This is a genomic window from Desulfovibrio sp. 1188_IL3213 (assembly GCF_036763145.1).
Lineage (GTDB): Bacteria > Desulfobacterota > Desulfovibrionia > Desulfovibrionales > Desulfovibrionaceae > Desulfovibrio.
This window is the reverse complement of sequence record NZ_JBAIYR010000023.1, coordinates 1-17,213: the sequence shown is the minus strand read 5'-3', so window position 1 is coordinate 17,213 and position 17,213 is coordinate 1. Positions and strand designations below refer to the sequence as shown.

Genomic DNA, 17,213 nt, shown 5'->3' with positions numbered 1-17,213 from the left:
TTGACATGCCTCGCCGGGGACATGACCCGCCCGCCCCTGTCGCGTGGCGCGTACGCCATGCTGGTGAGCAATCCGCCCTATATTGCCGAATCCGAGAGGGGCATGGTTATGGAAGAAGTGCTGGCGCACGAACCCCACAGCGCACTTTTTTCGCCGGATCACGGCCTTGCCCACCTTGCTGCCGCCATACGGGCCGCCGCATGGGCTCTCATGCCAGGAGGCCGGATACTGCTGGAGCACGGCGCGGCACAGGGCGCAGACACGCGCCGGCTGCTGCGTCAGCACGGGCTGTTCGAAGCCCCCATCACCCATAGGGACATGGCGGGACTCGAGCGCTGCACAGTGGCATGTCGGGCAACCGCTCCCGTGTGCTGGAAGTGGACATGACCACCGGCAAGATTGTCTGGGAATACGCCGCCAATGACGGCAACAGCTTTTTCAGCTATCGCCAGGGCGCAGCGCAAAAGTTTCCCAACGGCAACTGCCTGGTCACTTCCACCCAGCATGGTCACCTTTTTGAGGTCACGCGCGATAAAAAGGTAGTATGGGAATTCGTCAGCCCGATCATGGAAGGCCCCCCCTGTCATGCTGGACGCTGAACACGTTTTACGCACCCTCAAAGGCGTACCCGTGACGCACATGTACCAGAACATGATTCATCGTGCCTACCGCTACGGCCCCGACTACCCTAGAGCAGATTAACTTTGAAAATGTATATTCTCAAAGTTTAAAACACGCTCGCTTCGGCGTTTAACCGCGCAAATAAATAGCTCTGCTGTCTTCGCGGCAGTCGTTGGCGAGCCTGCGAGCCTTACGAATGGCGACAGTGGTTGTGTGGAAACAAACCGCTCGTTACACATGGTGTCTGCAAGCGTAATTTCCCGCGTTACAACTCTTGAAGCATCCGTAACTTCCTTTGTCGTAACGGCTGAAGCTGCGCTTACGCCTTCGCGGCGGGCGTCTGCTCGCGCAGCCGCCAGAGCAATTTCAAAGTGAAATTGCTCTGGCCTCAAGGGCAAGAAGCTTTCCCCAAAGGGCTATATCGTCAAAGACGGCAAAAAATGGTTTGAAATAAACAAGAAGTAAGCCATCATGACACGTGCGCAGCATTGGGACCGGCACGGGGGCTTTTGCAGCCGCGCCGGTTTTGCTTGAAGGCGCCCACGGTCGGGGCAGTGGTTTGACTTTTTTCAAAGAACTCTGCCCCTACAGCGCTGGAAAAGTGTTTTTCTTGGAATCGAAGCCTGGGCGCAAGCCCGAAAAAACGGCGAATAAGCGAGATTTTTAAAAAAATTGCATGAAAATGCATTTTTTACTTGCCAAGCGGGACGGAAGTGGCTAAATAGCACTCTTGCCGCTGGCGTAGCTCAACTGGCAGAGCAGCTGATTTGTAATCAGCAGGTTGCGGGTTCGAGTCCCATCGCCAGCTCCATATTACGCTGAACAAAGGACGGACACTTGCCCGACCTTTGCGGCAAGAGTGGAGGGGTTCCCGAGTGGCCAAAGGGAACAGACTGTAAATCTGTCGTCGTAAGACTTCGGTGGTTCAAATCCACCCCCCTCCACCACCACTTTTCCGTCTTCCATTTTTTGGACGGTTGGTGGCTGGTTACAAAAAACTGCCTTGGCTGTAGGAGACAGGGTGCCTGTCGGGGAACTACGGTAGCGTGCGGGAATAGCTCAACGGCTAGAGCATCAGCCTTCCAAGCTGAGGGTTGCGGGTTCGAATCCCGTTTCCCGCTCCATTCCTGCTGAATTCCTCCCCCTCAGTCAACCCGTCCGCCAATGCACGTTCCCTGGTGTCCAGGGACTGAATGCGGACAGCGGGCCGCCCAACGGTTTTTTTCCCACTGCCGCAGCCGTTACGCGAGGAGCAGGCGTTACACACGCAAGGCTTGAAGCACTTTTTTGTAACGCAGGTAAAACGCAAACATTATTTTCTCCAGGGAGACGTACAATGGGCAAGGAAAAATTTGAACGCAAAAAGCCCCATGTAAACATCGGCACCATCGGCCACATCGACCACGGCAAAACCACTTTGACCGCGGCCATCACCAAAGTTGCCAACTTGAAGAGCGGCGGCAAGTTCATTTCGTATGACGAAATCGACAAGGCCCCCGAAGAAAAAGAACGCGGCATCACCATTGCCACCTCGCACGTTGAGTACGAAACTGACAAGCGTCACTACGCTCACGTGGACTGCCCCGGTCACGCCGACTACATCAAGAACATGATCACCGGCGCTGCCCAGATGGACGGCGGCATCCTGGTGGTGGCGGCTACCGACGGTCCCATGCCCCAGACCCGCGAGCACATCCTGCTTGCCCGTCAGGTCGGCGTGCCCCAACTGGTGGTGTTCCTGAACAAGTGCGACCTCGTGGACGACGAAGAGCTGCTTGAACTGGTGGAACTGGAAGTGCGCGAACTGCTTTCTTCCTACGACTTCCCCGGCGACGATGTACCCGTGATCCGCGGTTCCGCCCTGAAGGCCCTGGAATCCGAAGACGCCAACGCCCCTGAAGCCAAGTGCATTCTTGAACTTCTGGACGCTTGCGACTCCTTCATTCCTGAGCCTGTGCGTGACATTGACAAGCCCTTCCTGATGCCCATTGAAGACGTGTTCTCCATCTCCGGCCGCGGCACCGTTGTGACCGGTCGTGTGGAACGCGGCGTCATCAAGGTCGGCGAAGAAGTGGAAATCGTGGGCATCAAGCCCACCGTCAAGACCACCTGCACCGGCGTTGAAATGTTCCGCAAGCTGCTCGACCAGGGTGAAGCCGGCGACAACATCGGCGCCCTGCTGCGCGGCACCAAGCGTGACGACGTGGAACGCGGCCAGGTTCTTGCCGCTCCCAAGAGCATCACGCCCCACAAGAAGTTCAAGGCTGAAGTGTACGTGCTCTCCAAGGAAGAAGGCGGTCGTCATACCCCGTTCTTCACCGGGTATCGTCCCCAGTTCTACTTCCGTACCACGGACATCACCGGCGTCATCAGCCTGCCCGAAGGTGTGGAAATGGTTATGCCTGGCGACAACTCGCAGTTTATTGTTGAACTCATCGCTCCCATCGCCATGGAAGCCGGCCTGCGCTTCGCCATCCGCGAAGGCGGACGCACCGTTGGCTCGGGCGTGGTGACCGAAATCAACGAGTAGTTTTATGAGAGTCAACATCCTTCTGGCTTGCACTGAGTGCAAACGCCGCAACTACAGCACCCGGAAGAACAAGAAAAATACTACCGGTCGGCTGGAAATGAAAAAGTATTGCCCCTGGGACAAGAAGCACACGGTGCATCGCGAAACCAGGTAACATAATTCCGCCGGGGGGCGTTAAGCCCCCCGGACGGCACGCAGGGCAGTAGCTCTAACGGCTAGAGCGGCGGTCTCCAAAACCGCATGTTGGGGGTTCGAATCCCTCCTGCCCTGCCATTTTTTATCTCCGGACAACACCATGGCAAAAAAACAAGCTCAAGCTGCCGACCTCAAGGCCGATAAAGCCCCCAACGTCTTTGTGCGCTTTGCGCGCTATGTAGAAGACGCCAAGGCCGAGTTGCGCAAAGTGACGTGGCCCACGGTAAAAGAAACACGTAAAGCCACCTTGGCCGTGTTGGGCTTTGTAGCCGTGATGGCCGTCATCTTGGGGCTGGTTGACCTTGGTCTGTCATCCCTGATCAAGACCATACTGTCCTGAAGGCCCATATGAAAGATCCTGTTATCGACGAAACTTCCGAGCTGTCGAAAAAAGCTCGCTGGTACATTGTGCACACGTACTCAGGTTTCGAGCAGCGTGTGCAGAAAACCATTAACGAGTTGCGCCGCACCGGGCAGGAACAAGGTCTGATTGAAGAAGTAGTGGTTCCTACCGAAAAGGTCATTGAACCGACCAAGGGCGGACAACAGCGCACATCCACGCGCAAGTTCTACCCCGGTTATGTGATGGTGCGCATGGTCATGACCGACCTGTCCTGGCATCTGGTGCAGTCCATACCCAAGGTTACAGGTTTTGTGGGCGGCAAAAACCGTCCCACCCCCATGCGTGATGGAGAGGCTGAACGCATTCTGTCACTGATGGAAACACGCCAGGAAACCCCGAGACCCAAGTTCAACTTTGACAGGGGTGACGAGGTGCGCGTCATTGAAGGGCCTTTTGGAGGCTTTAACGGCGTGGTGGAAGACGTTAACTACGACAAGGGGAAGCTGCGCGTCTCCGTTTCCATTTTCGGGCGTCAAACGCCGGTGGAACTGGACTTTGCGCAGGTTTCCAAAGGCTAGCCCCTTCGTTTCAGAAGGGTTTTTGCGGAAGGGACACTTTCCCGGTCCGCACGGCGGGTTGCAGCACCCTTGAACAGCACGCCGCATAAAGTGCCACCTAACCTTGCTTAATGACTTGCCCCCGCGCGGCGGCCACGGCCGATCTGCGCGAGCATTGATGAAGGACAAAGCAAATGGCCAAAAAAGAAGTTGCCAAAATCAAATTGCAGATTCCTGCGGGCGCGGCCAACCCCTCCCCGCCGGTAGGTCCCGCCCTGGGTCAGCATGGCCTGAATATCATGGGCTTCTGCAAAGAGTTCAATGCCCGTACCCAGGACCAGAAAGGCATGATCATTCCTGTGGTCATCACGGTCTACGCCGACCGTTCCTTCACCTTCATCACCAAGACGCCCCCGGCCTCGGTGCTGATCATGAAGGCCGCCAAGATCGAAAAAGGCTCCGGCGAACCCAACCGTAACAAGGTTGGCAGCCTGACCCTGGCCCAGGTGGAAGAAATCGCAAAGCTCAAGCTGCCCGATCTCAACGCCGCCAGCCTGGAATCTGCCATTAAGTCCATTGCGGGTACGGCTCGCAGCATGGGCATTGACGTAAAATAAGGCCGCGCCGCAACGCGGAGGGTTCGCCCACCGCACCTTGCAGCTTTAACGGCCTTTGGGCGCAGCCCGTCGGCTCAAGCGAACCGACTGCAACGCCATCGTTGAAATCAATTGTACTGCCGCCTTCTCTCAAGCAGAAGACCGGCAGGAGATGCAAAACGACAAGGATTATCTCATGCCCAAACATGGCAAAAAATTTCGCAATGCTCTCGAAGGCACAGACCTTCAGGAGCGCTTCAGCGTAGAAGACGCTGTAGGCAAGTCGCTGGGCGCGGCCTTTGCCAAATTTGACGAAACCGTTGACGTGGCTATTCGTCTCGGTGTTGACCCCAAATATTCCGACCAGATGGTACGCGGCGCCGTTACCCTGCCCAACGGGCTTGGCAAGACCGTGCGCGTGGCCGTTTTCTGTAAGGGCGAAAAGCAGGCTGAAGCCCGCGAAGCCGGTGCGGATGTCGTGGGTGCGGAAGATCTGGTGGCCGAAGTCAAAGCCGGCAACCTCAACTTCGACGCTGCTGTTGCCACTCCCGACGTTATGGCTCTTGTGGGCCAGATCGGTCGTCTGCTTGGCCCCCGCGGCCTTATGCCCAACGCCAAGACCGGCTCCGTTACCTTTGACGTAGCCAAGGCCGTGACCGAACTCAAGGCCGGGCGCGTTGACTTCAAGGTCGACAAGGCCGGCGTGCTCCATGCTCCCCTTGGCAAGGTTTCTTTTGGTCCCGAAAAAATCCTCGGCAACCTCAAGGCTCTGCTTGATACCGTGAACCGCCTCAAGCCCTCTTCGGCCAAAGGCGCCTACCTGATTTCCATGGCGGTTTCCACCACTATGGGTCCCGGTTTCAAGGTGGACATGACCCAGGTAAAAAAATTTCTTGAAGGCTAGCCTTCAAGTTTGATGGCGGCCTGGCTACAGGCCGCCATCAAAATGTCTAAGGAACAGGAATACGAGTCGAAGACGGCAGGCGGGTTTTTTAGCCCTTAATCGCCCTGCCCAGACGCTTCTACTTTGGCTCGGCATTCCACCTGGCAACCCCGAACGTGAGAGGTATCACGTGAAAAGGTCTGAAAAAGCCGCAGTTATCGAAGCCATCAAGGCCAAGGCCGACAGGGCTTCTTTTGCTGTGCTGACGGACTTCAAGGGTATGACGGTGGAAGAGCTGACGAACCTGCGTGGCAGCCTTCGCACGGCTGGCGGCGAGTATCTCGTCGTTAAAAACACGCTGGCTCGTATAGCTCTGACCGACGGCACGCACGACGTTATCAAGGACAAATTCCGTGAAAACATCGGCGTGGCCTTTGGGTTCGATGACCCTGTGGCGGTGGCCAAGGCGTTGAGTGATTTTGCTAAGCAGAGCAAGCTTTTCGAATTGCGCTGCGCCAGCCTGGACGGCAAGGCTCTTGAAGCCGCCCAGATTGACGCGCTGGCCAAGCTGCCCGGCAGGGAACAGCTTCTCGGCCATCTGCTCGGCACAATGAACGCCGTGCCCACCAATTTTGTGTCGCTGTTTGCCAACGTGCTGCGTGGCCTGCTCTATGCCCTCAAGGGTATCGAAGAGCAGAAGTCCAACGCCGCCTAGTTGTGCATCACCGCAATCATCCGACTTTAAGCCAAAGATCAGGAGACTATCATGGCCGTTACCAAAGAAGAAGTTGTTGAATTTATCTCCAATATGACCGTTCTTGAACTTTCCGAGTTCATCAAGGAACTGGAAGAAAAGTTCGGCGTGTCCGCCGCTGCCCCCGCCGCCGCCATGATGGTGGCCGCCCCGGCCGCCGGTGGCGCTGCTGAAGCCGCTGAAGAAAAGACCGAGTTCGACGTCATCCTGAAGGAAGCCGGCGCCAACAAGATCGGCGTCATCAAGGTTGTGCGCGCTCTGACCAGCCTGGGCCTCAAAGAAGCCAAGGAAAAGGTTGACGGCTGCCCCTCCACCCTGAAGGAAGCCGTGTCCAAGGAAGAAGCCGAAGACGCCAAGAAGCAGCTGACCGAAGCCGGCGCTGTTGTCGAAGTGAAGTAAGCACGTTTTTTACGCGCTTTTTAGCGGGGCCTTCTGGCCCCGCTTTTTTTATTGGTCACAATTTGTTGCTGATTTTTTGTTTTTGCAGGCGTATTTTCTTTTTGCCAACTGCGTATTTTTTGTTTATATTTGGCAAGCGGAAAATTTTCTTCAGAAAAAGCTTGCCAAAATGTAAATTTCTTATTATGTATCCTCTTTCATGAACGGCACAGGAGGCCATTTTCTGTTTAATATAACTTACTGGATAAGTACATATTTTTAAGGTAGATACCCGAGCCCAAGCCCTGTTTACCCAGACAGGGATGGGTTTTTTTCGCCTTACCCCGCACAGTAAGCAATTGCCTCCCGCCGTGTCTTACGCTTTCAGGGTGCAGTGACAGCAAGTTTTTTGCCCGCCGGCTTCGGCAGATACTTCTTTGTCGCTCCGCCGGGGCGCAACCGCTACCTATCTTGAGGTACCCATGGGCCAGCTCACCAAACAGTTCGGCAAGATCAAGATCTCCCTCCCCATCCCCCATCTGCTGAATCTGCAGATAGACTCATATGAAAAGTTTCTTCAGGAAGGCGTTCCAGAAGCCGAACGCCGCCCTGACGAAGGACTTGAGGGCGTTTTTCATACGGTCTTTCCTATTGAAGACTTTAACAAAACCGCCAGTCTGGAATTTGTCAGCTATGAAATAGGCGAGCCCAAATACGACCAGGCCGAATGCATTTCCAAAGGCCTGACGTACGAAGCCCCCATGCGCATTAAAGTGCGCCTTGTGGTGTATGATGCAGATGAAGCCTCGGGCAACCGGACTATTCGTGACATCAAGGAGCAGGACATCTATTTTGGAACCCTGCCCCTCATGACCGAAAAAGGCACCTTTATCATAAACGGCACAGAACGTGTCATCGTCAACCAGCTCCAGCGTTCGCCCGGCATCATTTTCGAGCATGATGGCGGCAAGACGCATACCAGCCGTAAAGTGCTGTACTCGTGCCGCGTCATTCCCATGCGTGGCTCCTGGCTGGACTTTGACTTTGACCACAAGGACATTCTCTACGTCCGCATTGACCGCCGCCGCAAAATGCCCGCCACCATCCTGTTCAAGGCGATGGGCATGAGCAAGGAACAGATCCTTGACTACTTCTATACACAGGAAACCTACCGTCTGGAAGAACGCAACACCATCTTCTGGGAAGTGCGCAAGGAACTGTACCGCAAGGACAACGCCTATGCCGACATCGTCGACAGCGAAGGCAATGTCATCGTCAAGGCGGGCAAGCCCATAACCAAGCGTAGCTGGCGTCTTATCTGCGAAGCGGGTATTGAAGCCATTGAAATGCGCCCCGACACGCTGGACGGTATGTTTCTGGCCGCCGACGTGGCAGATCCCAAGACCGGCGAACTGCTGGCCGAAGCTGCGGACGAGATTACCCCCGGGCTGCTTGATCGCATGCGCGATGCGGGCATTGACCGCGTCAACGTGCTGCACACCAAGGGTAATGACACGTCTTCCTCCATCCGCGACACCCTCATGCTGGACCGCATTCCGGATCAGCTGAAGGCGCAGGAGGAGATCTACCGTCGTCTGCGTCCTTCGTCGCCGCCCACAGCGGAAATTGCGGCCAGCTTCTTCGACAACCTGTTCCGCAATCCCGACTATTACGACCTGTCGCCCGTGGGCCGGTACAAGCTCAACCAGCGCCTCAGCCTGGACGAGCCTTCCGATCTGCGCACCCTGACGGACAACGATATTCTCACGGCCATCAAGGTACTGGTCAATCTCAAGGACAGCCACGGCCCCGCCGACGATATTGACCATCTGGGCAACCGTCGCGTGCGCCTTGTGGGCGAACTGGTGGAAAACCAGTACCGCATCGGCCTGGTTCGTATGGAACGCGCCATCAAGGAGCGCATGAGCCTGCAGGAAATCTCCACGCTCATGCCCCACGACCTTATCAATCCCAAGCCTGTGGCCGCCGTGCTGAAGGAATTCTTCGGCACTTCGCAGCTGTCGCAGTTTATGGACCAGACCAACTCCCTTTCCGAAGTGACGCACAAGCGCCGCCTCTCGGCCCTGGGTCCCGGCGGTCTGACCCGTGAACGCGCGGGCTTTGAAGTACGCGACGTGCACACCTCGCACTACGGCCGCATCTGCCCCATTGAAACGCCCGAAGGTCCCAACATCGGCCTTATCGTTTCTTTGACCACCTTTGCCAAGGTCAATGACTACGGCTTTATTGAAACGCCCTACCATGTGGTGCGCGAAGGCCGGGTCACTGACGACGTGGTTCACCTTGACGCCTCCCGCGAAGGGGATCAGGTGGTGGCACAGGCCAACGCGCTGCTGGACGAACAGGGCAACCTGGTGGACGAATTCGTCACCGTGCGTGTCAAGGGTGAAGTGGAAATGCGCCATCGCGACGAAGTGACCCTTATGGACATTTCGCCCAGCCAGATGGTTTCCATTTCGGCGGCGCTCATTCCCTTTCTGGAGCACGACGACGCCAACCGCGCGCTCATGGGTTCCAACATGCAGCGTCAGGCCGTCCCCCTGCTTCGTTCCGAAAAGCCCCTTGTGGGAACCGGCATGGAAGTGGACGTGGCCCGCGACTCCGGCGCGTGCATCGTTGCTCCCGCCGACGGCAAGATCGAATACGTGGATGCGGATCGCATCGTGGTGGCCTACGAGGGCGATGTGTACAAAAAACAGGGCGGCGTGCGCGCCTATGACCTGCTCAAGTACCACAAGTCCAACCAGAACTCCTGCTTTGGTCAGAAGCCCAGCTGCTATCCCGGCCAGATAATCAAAAAAGGCCAGATCCTGGCTGACGGCCCGGGCATTGACGACGGCGAACTGGCTCTTGGCAAGAACCTGGTGGTGGCCTTCATGCCCTGGTGCGGCTACAACTATGAAGACTCCATCCTCATCTCCGAACGCACGGTGAAGGAAGACGTTTTCACGTCCATCCACATCGAGGAATTCGAGGTTGTGGCCCGCGATACCAAGCTGGGACCCGAAGAAATCACCCGCGATATTCCCAACGTCAGCGAAGACATGCTGCGTAACCTTGATGAAAGCGGTATTATCCGTATCGGCGCGGCAGTCAAGCCCGACGACATCCTGGTGGGCAAAATCACGCCCAAGGGCGAAACCCAGCTTACTCCCGAAGAAAAGCTCCTGCGGGCCATCTTCGGTGAAAAGGCCAGGGATGTGAAAAACACGTCCCTCAAGGTTCCCCCGGGAGTGGAAGGCACAATTATTGACGTCAAGGTCTTTAACCGCCGCTCCGGCGAAAAAGACGACCGCACCCTGGCCATTGAGGGGCATGACACTGCGGTGCTCGACCAGAAAGAGGCCGACCACCTGCGCGCCCTTACGGATCGCACCCGCGCCCTGCTGGCCCCGCACGTGGTGGGCAAACAGGTGGCTTCTTCCCTGCCTGGTAAAAAGAAGGGTGAAGTGCTGGTGGAAGCCGGCGCGGCCCTGACTGAAGAAATACTGGCCGGCCTGCCGGTGAAAAAGCTTTCCGGTCTTTTCAAGAGCAAGGAAGTCAACGATGTCGTGGCCGACATCCTCAAGCCTTACGACCAGCAGGTCGACTACCTGCACGCTATCTACGATTCCAAGCGTGAAAAGGTCACCGAAGGCGATGATCTGCCCCCCGGCGTCATCAAGATGGTCAAGGTGCACATCGCCATCAAGCGTAAGCTTTCTGTGGGCGACAAAATGGCTGGCCGCCACGGTAACAAGGGCGTTGTTTCCTGCATTCTGCCGGAAGAAGACATGCCCTTCTTCGCCGACGGCCGCCCCGTGGACATTGTGCTCAACCCCCTGGGCGTGCCTTCGCGTATGAACATCGGCCAGATCATGGAAACCCACCTCGGGTGGGGAGCCAAGGAACTGGGCCGCCAGTTGGCAGAACTGCTGGATTCCGGCGCGGCCATGCAGGTGCTGCGTGATGAAGTAAAGAGCATTTTCAGCTCTGACGACATCAACGCCCTGGTGGACGAGATGGATGAAGACGAGTTCAAGGCTTCCGTGAGCAAGCTGCGCAACGGCATCGTGACCAAAACACCTGTTTTTGACGGCGCCACCGAAGAAGAAATATGGAGCTGGATGGAAAGGGCCGGCCTTGCCAACGACGGCAAGACAACCCTTTACGACGGCCGCACGGGCGAAGCCTTCAAAAACCGCGTGACCACGGGCGTCATGTACATGCTCAAACTGCACCATCTGGTGGACGAAAAAATCCACGCACGCTCCACTGGTCCCTACTCCCTGGTGACGCAGCAGCCCCTGGGCGGCAAGGCCCAGTTCGGCGGCCAGCGCCTGGGTGAAATGGAAGTGTGGGCGCTGGAAGCCTACGGCGCCGCCTACCTGCTGCAGGAATTCCTCACGGTCAAGTCCGACGACGTGACCGGGCGCGTGAAAATGTACGAAAAAATAGTCAAGGGCGACAACTTCCTTGAAGCGGGTCTGCCCGAGTCCTTCAACGTTCTGGTCAAGGAACTCATGAGCCTTGGGCTCAACGTGACCCTGCACCAGGAAGAAGGCAAGAAAAAGCCCAAGCGTACGGGCTACATGAGAGAACGCGAGGACGAGGCTTAAACCGCCCCATTCGGCGGGCACGGACAAGCGTTGCGTCAGCCGTCAGCGGCATGCCCGCTCACGGCTGACGACAGCATAGCTAACGATTCCAACGAGCTTTTACCAAAGCAAGGTATTATATATGAGCCTGGACGATCTTTTCACCGCTCGCGGCACGTCGGCCAACGTGACCAACATCCGCAATCTGAAAGCCATCCAGATTTCCATCGCCTCTCCTGAAGCCATTCGTGAATGGTCTTACGGCGAGGTTAAAAAGCCGGAAACCATCAACTACCGTACCTTCAAGCCCGAGCGCGACGGCCTTTTCTGCGCCAAGATCTTCGGCCCTGTGAAGGACTATGAGTGCAACTGCGGCAAATACAAGCGCATGAAGCACCGCGGCATTGTCTGCGAAAAATGCGGTGTTGAGGTCATTGCTTCCAAGGTGCGTCGCGAGCGTATGGGCCACATTGAACTGGCCGCGCCCGTTGCCCACATCTGGTTTCTGAAGACCCTGCCTTCCAAGATCGGCACCCTGCTGGACATGACCATGGCCGATCTGGAAAAGGTGCTGTACTTCGACTCTTACATCGTGCTTGATCCGGGCCAGACCAATCTGCAGAAGCGTCAGGTCATTTCCGAAGACCAGTATTTGCAGATTCTGGACCACTACGGCAGCGACGAAGTGCTGACCGTTGGCATGGGCGCTGAAGCCGTGCGCAGCCTGCTGGAAGAGCTGGAGCTTGAAAAGCTGCGTACCGAACTGCGCGAAGAAGGCGAAGCCACCAAAAGCCAGACCAAAAAGAAAAAACTCACCAAGCGTCTCAAGATCGTTGAGGCTTTTCTTGAGTCGGACAACAAGCCCGAATGGATGATCATGGAAGTGATTCCCGTCATCCCGCCGGAGTTGCGTCCGCTCGTGCCCCTGGACGGCGGGCGTTTCGCCACCTCCGACCTCAACGACCTGTACCGCCGCGTCATCAACCGCAACAACCGTTTGAAGCGGCTGATGGAACTTGGCGCGCCGGAGATCATCATCCGCAACGAAAAGCGCATGCTGCAGGAAGCTGTGGACGCCCTCTTTGACAACGGCCGTCGCGGCCGCGCCATTGCGGGAACTAACGGCCGCCCTCTCAAGTCTCTTTCTGACATGATCAAGGGCAAGCAGGGCCGATTCCGCCAAAACCTGCTGGGCAAGCGCGTGGACTATTCCGGACGTTCGGTCATTACCGTGGGTCCTTACCTCAAGCTGCACCAGTGCGGCCTGCCCAAGAAGATGGCGCTTGAGCTGTTCAAGCCCTTCATCTACTCGGAGCTGGAAAAACGCGGTCATGCCTCCACCATCAAAAGCGCCAAGAAAATGGTGGAGCGCGAAGAACTGGTTGTCTGGGACATCCTGTCTGAAGTGGTGCGCGAGTACCCCATTCTTCTCAACCGCGCGCCTACCCTGCACCGCCTCGGCATCCAGGCCTTTGAGCCCCTTCTGGTGGAAGGCAAGGCCATCCGCCTGCACCCGCTGGTCTGCTCCGCATACAACGCGGACTTTGACGGTGACCAGATGGCCGTGCATATTCCCCTGTCTGTGGAGGCGCAGATCGAATGCCGCGTGCTCATGATGAGCACCAACAACATTCTTTCGCCCGCCAACGGCGGCCCGGTCATCGTGCCTTCGCAGGATATCGTGCTTGGCCTCTACTATATGACGGTGGAACGCAGCTTTGAAAAGGGCGAAGGCATGAGCTTCTGCGCCCCGTGGGAAGTGGAAAGCGCCTATGACGGCGGCATGGTTTCGCTGCACGCGCGGGTCAAGGTGCGCATGCCCGACGGCCACACGTATGACACCACGCCCGGGCGAGTGCTTGTAAGCGACATTCTTCCGGAAAAGCTGCCCTTTGACTACGTCAACTGCGTGCTGACCAAGAAGAATATCGCCCGCCTTGTGGGCGCGGCCTACGGCCAGTGCGGCATCAAGGCCACGGTCATTCTTTGCGACAAGCTCAAGGACATGGGCTACGAGTTCGCCACCCGCGCCGGTGTGACCATCGGCGTCAAGGACCTGACCATTCCCGACCGCAAGAAGGACATTCTTGCCACGTCCCAGGCTGAAGTGGACGACATCGAACACCAGTACCGCGACGGTATCATCACCCGTACCGAAAAGTACAACAAGGTGGTGGACGTGTGGACAAAGGCCACTCAGGATGTTTCCACGGAAATGATCAAGGAAATATCCTACGATGTGCTCACTGATCCCAAGACCGGCAAGCAGGAGAAAAACCAGAGCTTCAACCCCATCTTCATGATGTCCAACTCCGGTGCGCGAGGCAACCAGGACCAGATGCGCCAGCTTGCGGGCATGCGCGGTCTTATGGCCAAGCCTTCGGGTGAAATTATTGAAACGCCCATCACCTCCTCCTTCCGCGAGGGGCTGTCGGTGCTGCAGTACTTCACCTCCACACACGGCGCACGTAAAGGTCTGGCGGACACGGCCCTCAAGACGGCCAACTCCGGTTACCTTACCCGTCGTCTGGTGGACGTGGTGCAGGACGTCATTGTGTCCGAGCTTGACTGCGGCACGGTGGACGGCATTGAGCTGACCCACCTCAAGGATGGCGGCGATGTCAAAACGCCCCTGTCTGAACGCATCATTGGCCGCGTTCTGCTCTATCCCGTGTATGATCCCGATGCTCCTGAAAAAATCCTCTTGCCCGAAAACACCATTATTTCGGAGAAAGAGGCTGAACTCATCAGCGACAAGGGCATCTCTTCCGTTACCGTGCGCTCGCCCCTCACCTGCCAGGCCGAACGCGGCATCTGCGCCCTGTGCTATGGACGTGACCTTGGCCGCGGCCATCTGGTCAATACGGGCGAGACCGTGGGCATCATCGCGGCCCAGTCCATCGGCGAACCCGGCACACAGCTGACCATGCGTACCTTCCACATCGGTGGTACGGCATCCAGCACCATTGAAAAGAACAAGTTTGAAGCCCTCAACGCGGGTCGCGTCATCCTGAGCCGGGTCAAGGCCGTTACCAACAAGGACGGCATACACCTGGTGCTGGGCAAGAGCGGTCAGCTGACCATCGTGGACGCCCAGGGCCGCGAACGCGAAAAGTACATTCTGCCCAACGGCGCACGCCTGCTGGTGCATGATGGACAGGAGGTGGTCAAGGGTACGGTCATGGCCGAATGGGACCCCTTCAACGAACCCTTTGTGTGCGAAGAAGAAGGTACCCTGCGCTTTACCGACATCATTGACGGCAAGACCGTGCAGGAAAAGGTGGACGACATCACCCGTCAGGCCAGCCTGACAATCATGGAATACCGCACCACCAACTTCCGCCCGGCCATCTCCATCTGCGATGACAACGGCAACGTCAAAAAGCGCAGTCATGGCGGTGCGGCGGCCATCTACAGCCTGCCCGTCGGCTCCATCATCATGGTCAAGGACGGCGAGCACATCCAGGCCGGTGATATCATCGCCCGTAAGCCCCGCGAAACGGCAAAAACCAAGGACATCGTGGGCGGTCTGCCCCGCGTGGCCGAGCTTTTTGAAGTGCGCAAGCCCAAAGACATGGCCGTGGTTTCCGAAATATCGGGCACGGTCACCTATGCGGGCGAATCCAAGGGCAAACGCAAGCTGGTGGTCACGCCGGAAATTGGCGAAGCCAAGGAATATCTGGTTCCCAAGGGCAAACACATTACCGCCGCAGACGGCGACTTTGTGGAAGCCGGAGACCCGCTGACCGAAGGCTACCCCGAGCTGCACGACATCCTGCGCACCAAGGGCGAAAAATACCTGGCCCGCTATCTGGTGGACGAAATTCAGGAAGTCTACCGCTTCCAGGGCGTGGGCATTGACGACAAGCACATTGAAGTCATCGTGCGCCAGATGCTCAAAAAGGTGACCATTCTGGATTCCGGCGGCACCAGCTTCCTGGTGGGCGAACAGGTGGACAAGGGCGAATTCAAGCAGGAAAACCAGAAAGCTGTTGCCGAGGGTCGCGAACCCGCCACGGCGGAACCGCTGGTGCTCGGCATCACCCAGGCTTCGCTTACCACGTCCTCCTTCATCTCGGCGGCTTCCTTCCAGGAAACCACCAAGGTGCTCACTGAGGCTTCCCTTAAGGGCAAGATGGACTACCTGCGCGGCCTCAAGGAAAACGTCATCGTGGGTCGCCTCATTCCTGCCGGTACGGGCTACCGCGAATATGTCAACGGCGAGATCATGGTCCCCGACCAGAAGGAACGCCCTGACAAATTCCTTGAAGAGCTTGAAGAAAACCCCATTCTGGTTGATCTGAACAGCTAGGGCATTTGCGGAAATACAACAACACAAGAGGCGCGGGATTATCCCGCGCCTCTTGTTGTCGGCAATAAGCCGGGTACTTTTCTGCGCAAGGTTAACCAGCTTTGAAAACCTGCATGTCTGTAACTAAACAAAAACGGGTGAGGTGACGCTCAGCCATTGACAAAGCTGCGTCCAGAGCGGCATTGCCGGAAAATGAATACAAAACGGTCAGAACCTGCTGGCTTTCCAGAGTGATCATGGCCCGTGTGGAATCACTGGTGGGGCAGCCAAATGGCCCGGAGCGGTCAGCCAGAAGAGGAATATTTTCCAACGGTATTATTGACTTGCCTATACCTTCGTAAGACTCTCCTGCAATGCCCGGCCTAAAGACAATGTCATTTTCAATACGGGCCATATCATACGAGCCGAGTGAGAAACCTGTTTCCAGAGAAATCACGTTATTGGTATCTACCAGCGCATTGACCGTATAAAGCGCCTTGCCCTGTCGCAGCCTGCGATACAACGCTTCTGACGAAATGCGGTATCTGCCGGGGTTTGCGCCAAAAGCCTTGTAGGCAGACCTTCCCTCGCGAATATTGGGCATATCCGCAAGCTCCGTCGTGGCAAGCTGCCGTGTTAACTGTGCTTCCACATTATTCGCATAGTATTCAAGCAGAGCGGAATTTTCAGATGCCACGCTGACAGCGTAATACAGGCAACCCAGCGCTGCTTCAGGCCATACAGCTTTTATTGATGCATCAATGGTTACATTGGGAAATGACATGAGGTGTTCATCGCTTTTTGAAAATTTCACAAAACAGCGCAGGGGCTTCATTCACAGGCTCGTGGTCTCTGCGACAATCTATACGCATTTTTCAGCCTGTCAATTCTGGACGGCCTCCAAAGCATTTAAGCTTTTTCAAAGTTAAAATGCTCTGACATTTTCAAATGCTCAGTATAACACTTCACAATTTGAAAAAACTGCACTTGCCCCCGCACAGAGAACATCAGTTCACACAGGCATCAGCGCAGTTTCAACATTATAGAACTCCGGCAGCCTTCTGGCGCTGGCAGTACAATCCCCCCTCTTCCGCCCAAGCGCCATAAAAAATGCGGCATGCACATATGGCGCGTATGTGCATGCCGCGCAACGCCGGTTGGCTCAGCTTGTGGGGGCCGGAGGAGACTGCGTACACGGAGGACGCAGGCAGACAAGGCAGCCGGGCCGCACGGCGAAAGATGTTTTGTCATGATTGCTGTCGGACGCATCCTGCGCATGGTCGCGCCGGGATATAAAGAGCTGCAGGGCTCCCTTGGCTGCCGTACCCGCGCGGGCCTGCGCCAGCACACGCCCATCGGTGGTTATTACGGCGCAGACAGTGCCTTCATAGGGCGGGCGCGTGCCGAAAAGCAGGCACCACAGACGCAAGCCGTCCTTTTCTTCCTTCACCCGAACCACTTCGCCGC

At 56.7% G+C, this 17,213-nt stretch carries 14 protein-coding genes, 4 tRNA genes and 1 pseudogene; 16 read left to right on the top strand and 3 right to left on the bottom strand.

The annotated features are described in order from the left end of the window. Together V6C16_RS02755 and V6C16_RS02750 are read left to right on the top strand one after the other, a co-directional pair. A pseudogene (locus V6C16_RS02755) lies at positions 1–387 on the top strand (peptide chain release factor N(5)-glutamine methyltransferase); the annotation flags it as partial. Next, the gene (locus V6C16_RS02750; protein WP_333542757.1) at positions 348–599 is read left to right on the top strand and encodes an arylsulfotransferase family protein; all 252 of its coding nucleotides are present in this window, start codon (positions 348–350) and stop codon (positions 597–599) included. The pseudogene V6C16_RS02755 and the gene V6C16_RS02750, both read left to right, overlap by 40 nt. 388 nt (positions 600–987) lie before the next feature. Here the strand turns inward: V6C16_RS02750 and V6C16_RS02745 are convergent, their stop codons facing one another. Further along, positions 988–1,194: a hypothetical protein gene (locus tag V6C16_RS02745; RefSeq protein ID WP_333535500.1), complete on the bottom strand. Its 207-nt coding sequence runs from the start codon at positions 1,192–1,194 to the stop codon at positions 988–990. Between the two features lie 162 nt (positions 1,195–1,356). Between V6C16_RS02745 and V6C16_RS02740 the strand changes: the two genes are divergently transcribed. The 14 genes from V6C16_RS02740 to rpoC all read left to right on the top strand — a co-directional run bounded on the left by V6C16_RS02740 (position 1,357) and on the right by rpoC (position 15,767). Continuing rightward, a tRNA-Thr gene (locus V6C16_RS02740) sits at positions 1,357–1,432 on the top strand. A gap of 50 nt (positions 1,433–1,482) precedes the next feature. Continuing rightward, positions 1,483–1,568: transfer RNA gene (locus V6C16_RS02735), tRNA-Tyr, on the top strand. Between the two features lie 101 nt (positions 1,569–1,669). After that, positions 1,670–1,745: transfer RNA gene (locus V6C16_RS02730), tRNA-Gly, on the top strand. A gap of 212 nt (positions 1,746–1,957) precedes the next feature. Then, positions 1,958–3,151, top strand: coding sequence for an elongation factor Tu (gene tuf / locus V6C16_RS02725; protein ID WP_333535501.1), 1,194 nt, complete (start codon positions 1,958–1,960; stop codon positions 3,149–3,151). A 4-nt stretch (positions 3,152–3,155) separates the two neighbouring features. Continuing rightward, on the top strand, positions 3,156–3,305 hold the full coding sequence (rpmG, locus tag V6C16_RS02720) for a 50S ribosomal protein L33 (RefSeq protein ID WP_012625252.1): 150 nt from the start codon (positions 3,156–3,158) through the stop codon (positions 3,303–3,305). 42 nt (positions 3,306–3,347) lie between these two features. Then, positions 3,348–3,424, top strand: a tRNA-Trp gene (locus tag V6C16_RS02715). A 22-nt stretch (positions 3,425–3,446) separates the two neighbouring features. Next, entirely contained in the window at positions 3,447–3,686 is a 240-nt protein-coding gene (secE, locus tag V6C16_RS02710; protein ID WP_012625253.1) for a preprotein translocase subunit SecE, read from the top strand. Between the two features lie 8 nt (positions 3,687–3,694). Further along, positions 3,695–4,267 carry a transcription termination/antitermination protein NusG gene (nusG, locus tag V6C16_RS02705; protein WP_012625254.1) on the top strand — a complete coding sequence of 191 codons (573 nt, stop codon included), beginning with the start codon at positions 3,695–3,697 and terminating at the stop codon, positions 4,265–4,267. A 173-nt stretch (positions 4,268–4,440) separates the two neighbouring features. Next, entirely contained in the window at positions 4,441–4,863 is a 423-nt protein-coding gene (rplK, locus tag V6C16_RS02700; RefSeq protein ID WP_333535502.1) for a 50S ribosomal protein L11, read from the top strand. Between the two features lie 175 nt (positions 4,864–5,038). Next, entirely contained in the window at positions 5,039–5,746 is a 708-nt protein-coding gene (rplA, locus tag V6C16_RS02695; protein ID WP_333535503.1) for a 50S ribosomal protein L1, read from the top strand. Positions 5,747–5,915: 169 nt separating this feature from the next. Continuing rightward, positions 5,916–6,440 (top strand): 50S ribosomal protein L10, encoded by a 525-nt coding sequence (gene rplJ, locus V6C16_RS02690; RefSeq protein WP_333535504.1) that lies wholly within the window; start codon positions 5,916–5,918, stop codon positions 6,438–6,440. A 51-nt stretch (positions 6,441–6,491) separates the two neighbouring features. Further along, entirely contained in the window at positions 6,492–6,878 is a 387-nt protein-coding gene (rplL, locus tag V6C16_RS02685) for a 50S ribosomal protein L7/L12 (protein WP_333535505.1), read from the top strand. A 461-nt stretch (positions 6,879–7,339) separates the two neighbouring features. After that, the gene (gene rpoB, locus V6C16_RS02680) at positions 7,340–11,476 is read left to right on the top strand and encodes a DNA-directed RNA polymerase subunit beta (protein ID WP_333535506.1); all 4,137 of its coding nucleotides are present in this window, start codon (positions 7,340–7,342) and stop codon (positions 11,474–11,476) included. Between the two features lie 121 nt (positions 11,477–11,597). Beyond that, complete coding sequence (rpoC, locus tag V6C16_RS02675) at positions 11,598–15,767, top strand: DNA-directed RNA polymerase subunit beta' (RefSeq protein WP_333535507.1); 4,170 nt, start codon at positions 11,598–11,600, stop codon at positions 15,765–15,767. Between the two features lie 91 nt (positions 15,768–15,858). Here rpoC and V6C16_RS02670 read toward each other — a convergent pair whose 3' ends face one another. Both V6C16_RS02670 and V6C16_RS02665 read right to left on the bottom strand, forming a co-directional pair. Beyond that, positions 15,859–16,581, bottom strand: a complete 723-nt coding sequence (locus tag V6C16_RS02670; RefSeq protein ID WP_333535508.1) for a B3/B4 domain-containing protein — start codon at positions 16,579–16,581, stop codon at positions 15,859–15,861. 327 nt (positions 16,582–16,908) lie between these two features. Beyond that, positions 16,909–17,213, bottom strand: a 305-nt coding sequence (locus V6C16_RS02665; protein WP_442886175.1) for a hypothetical protein, incomplete at its 5' end; no start/stop codon positions are given.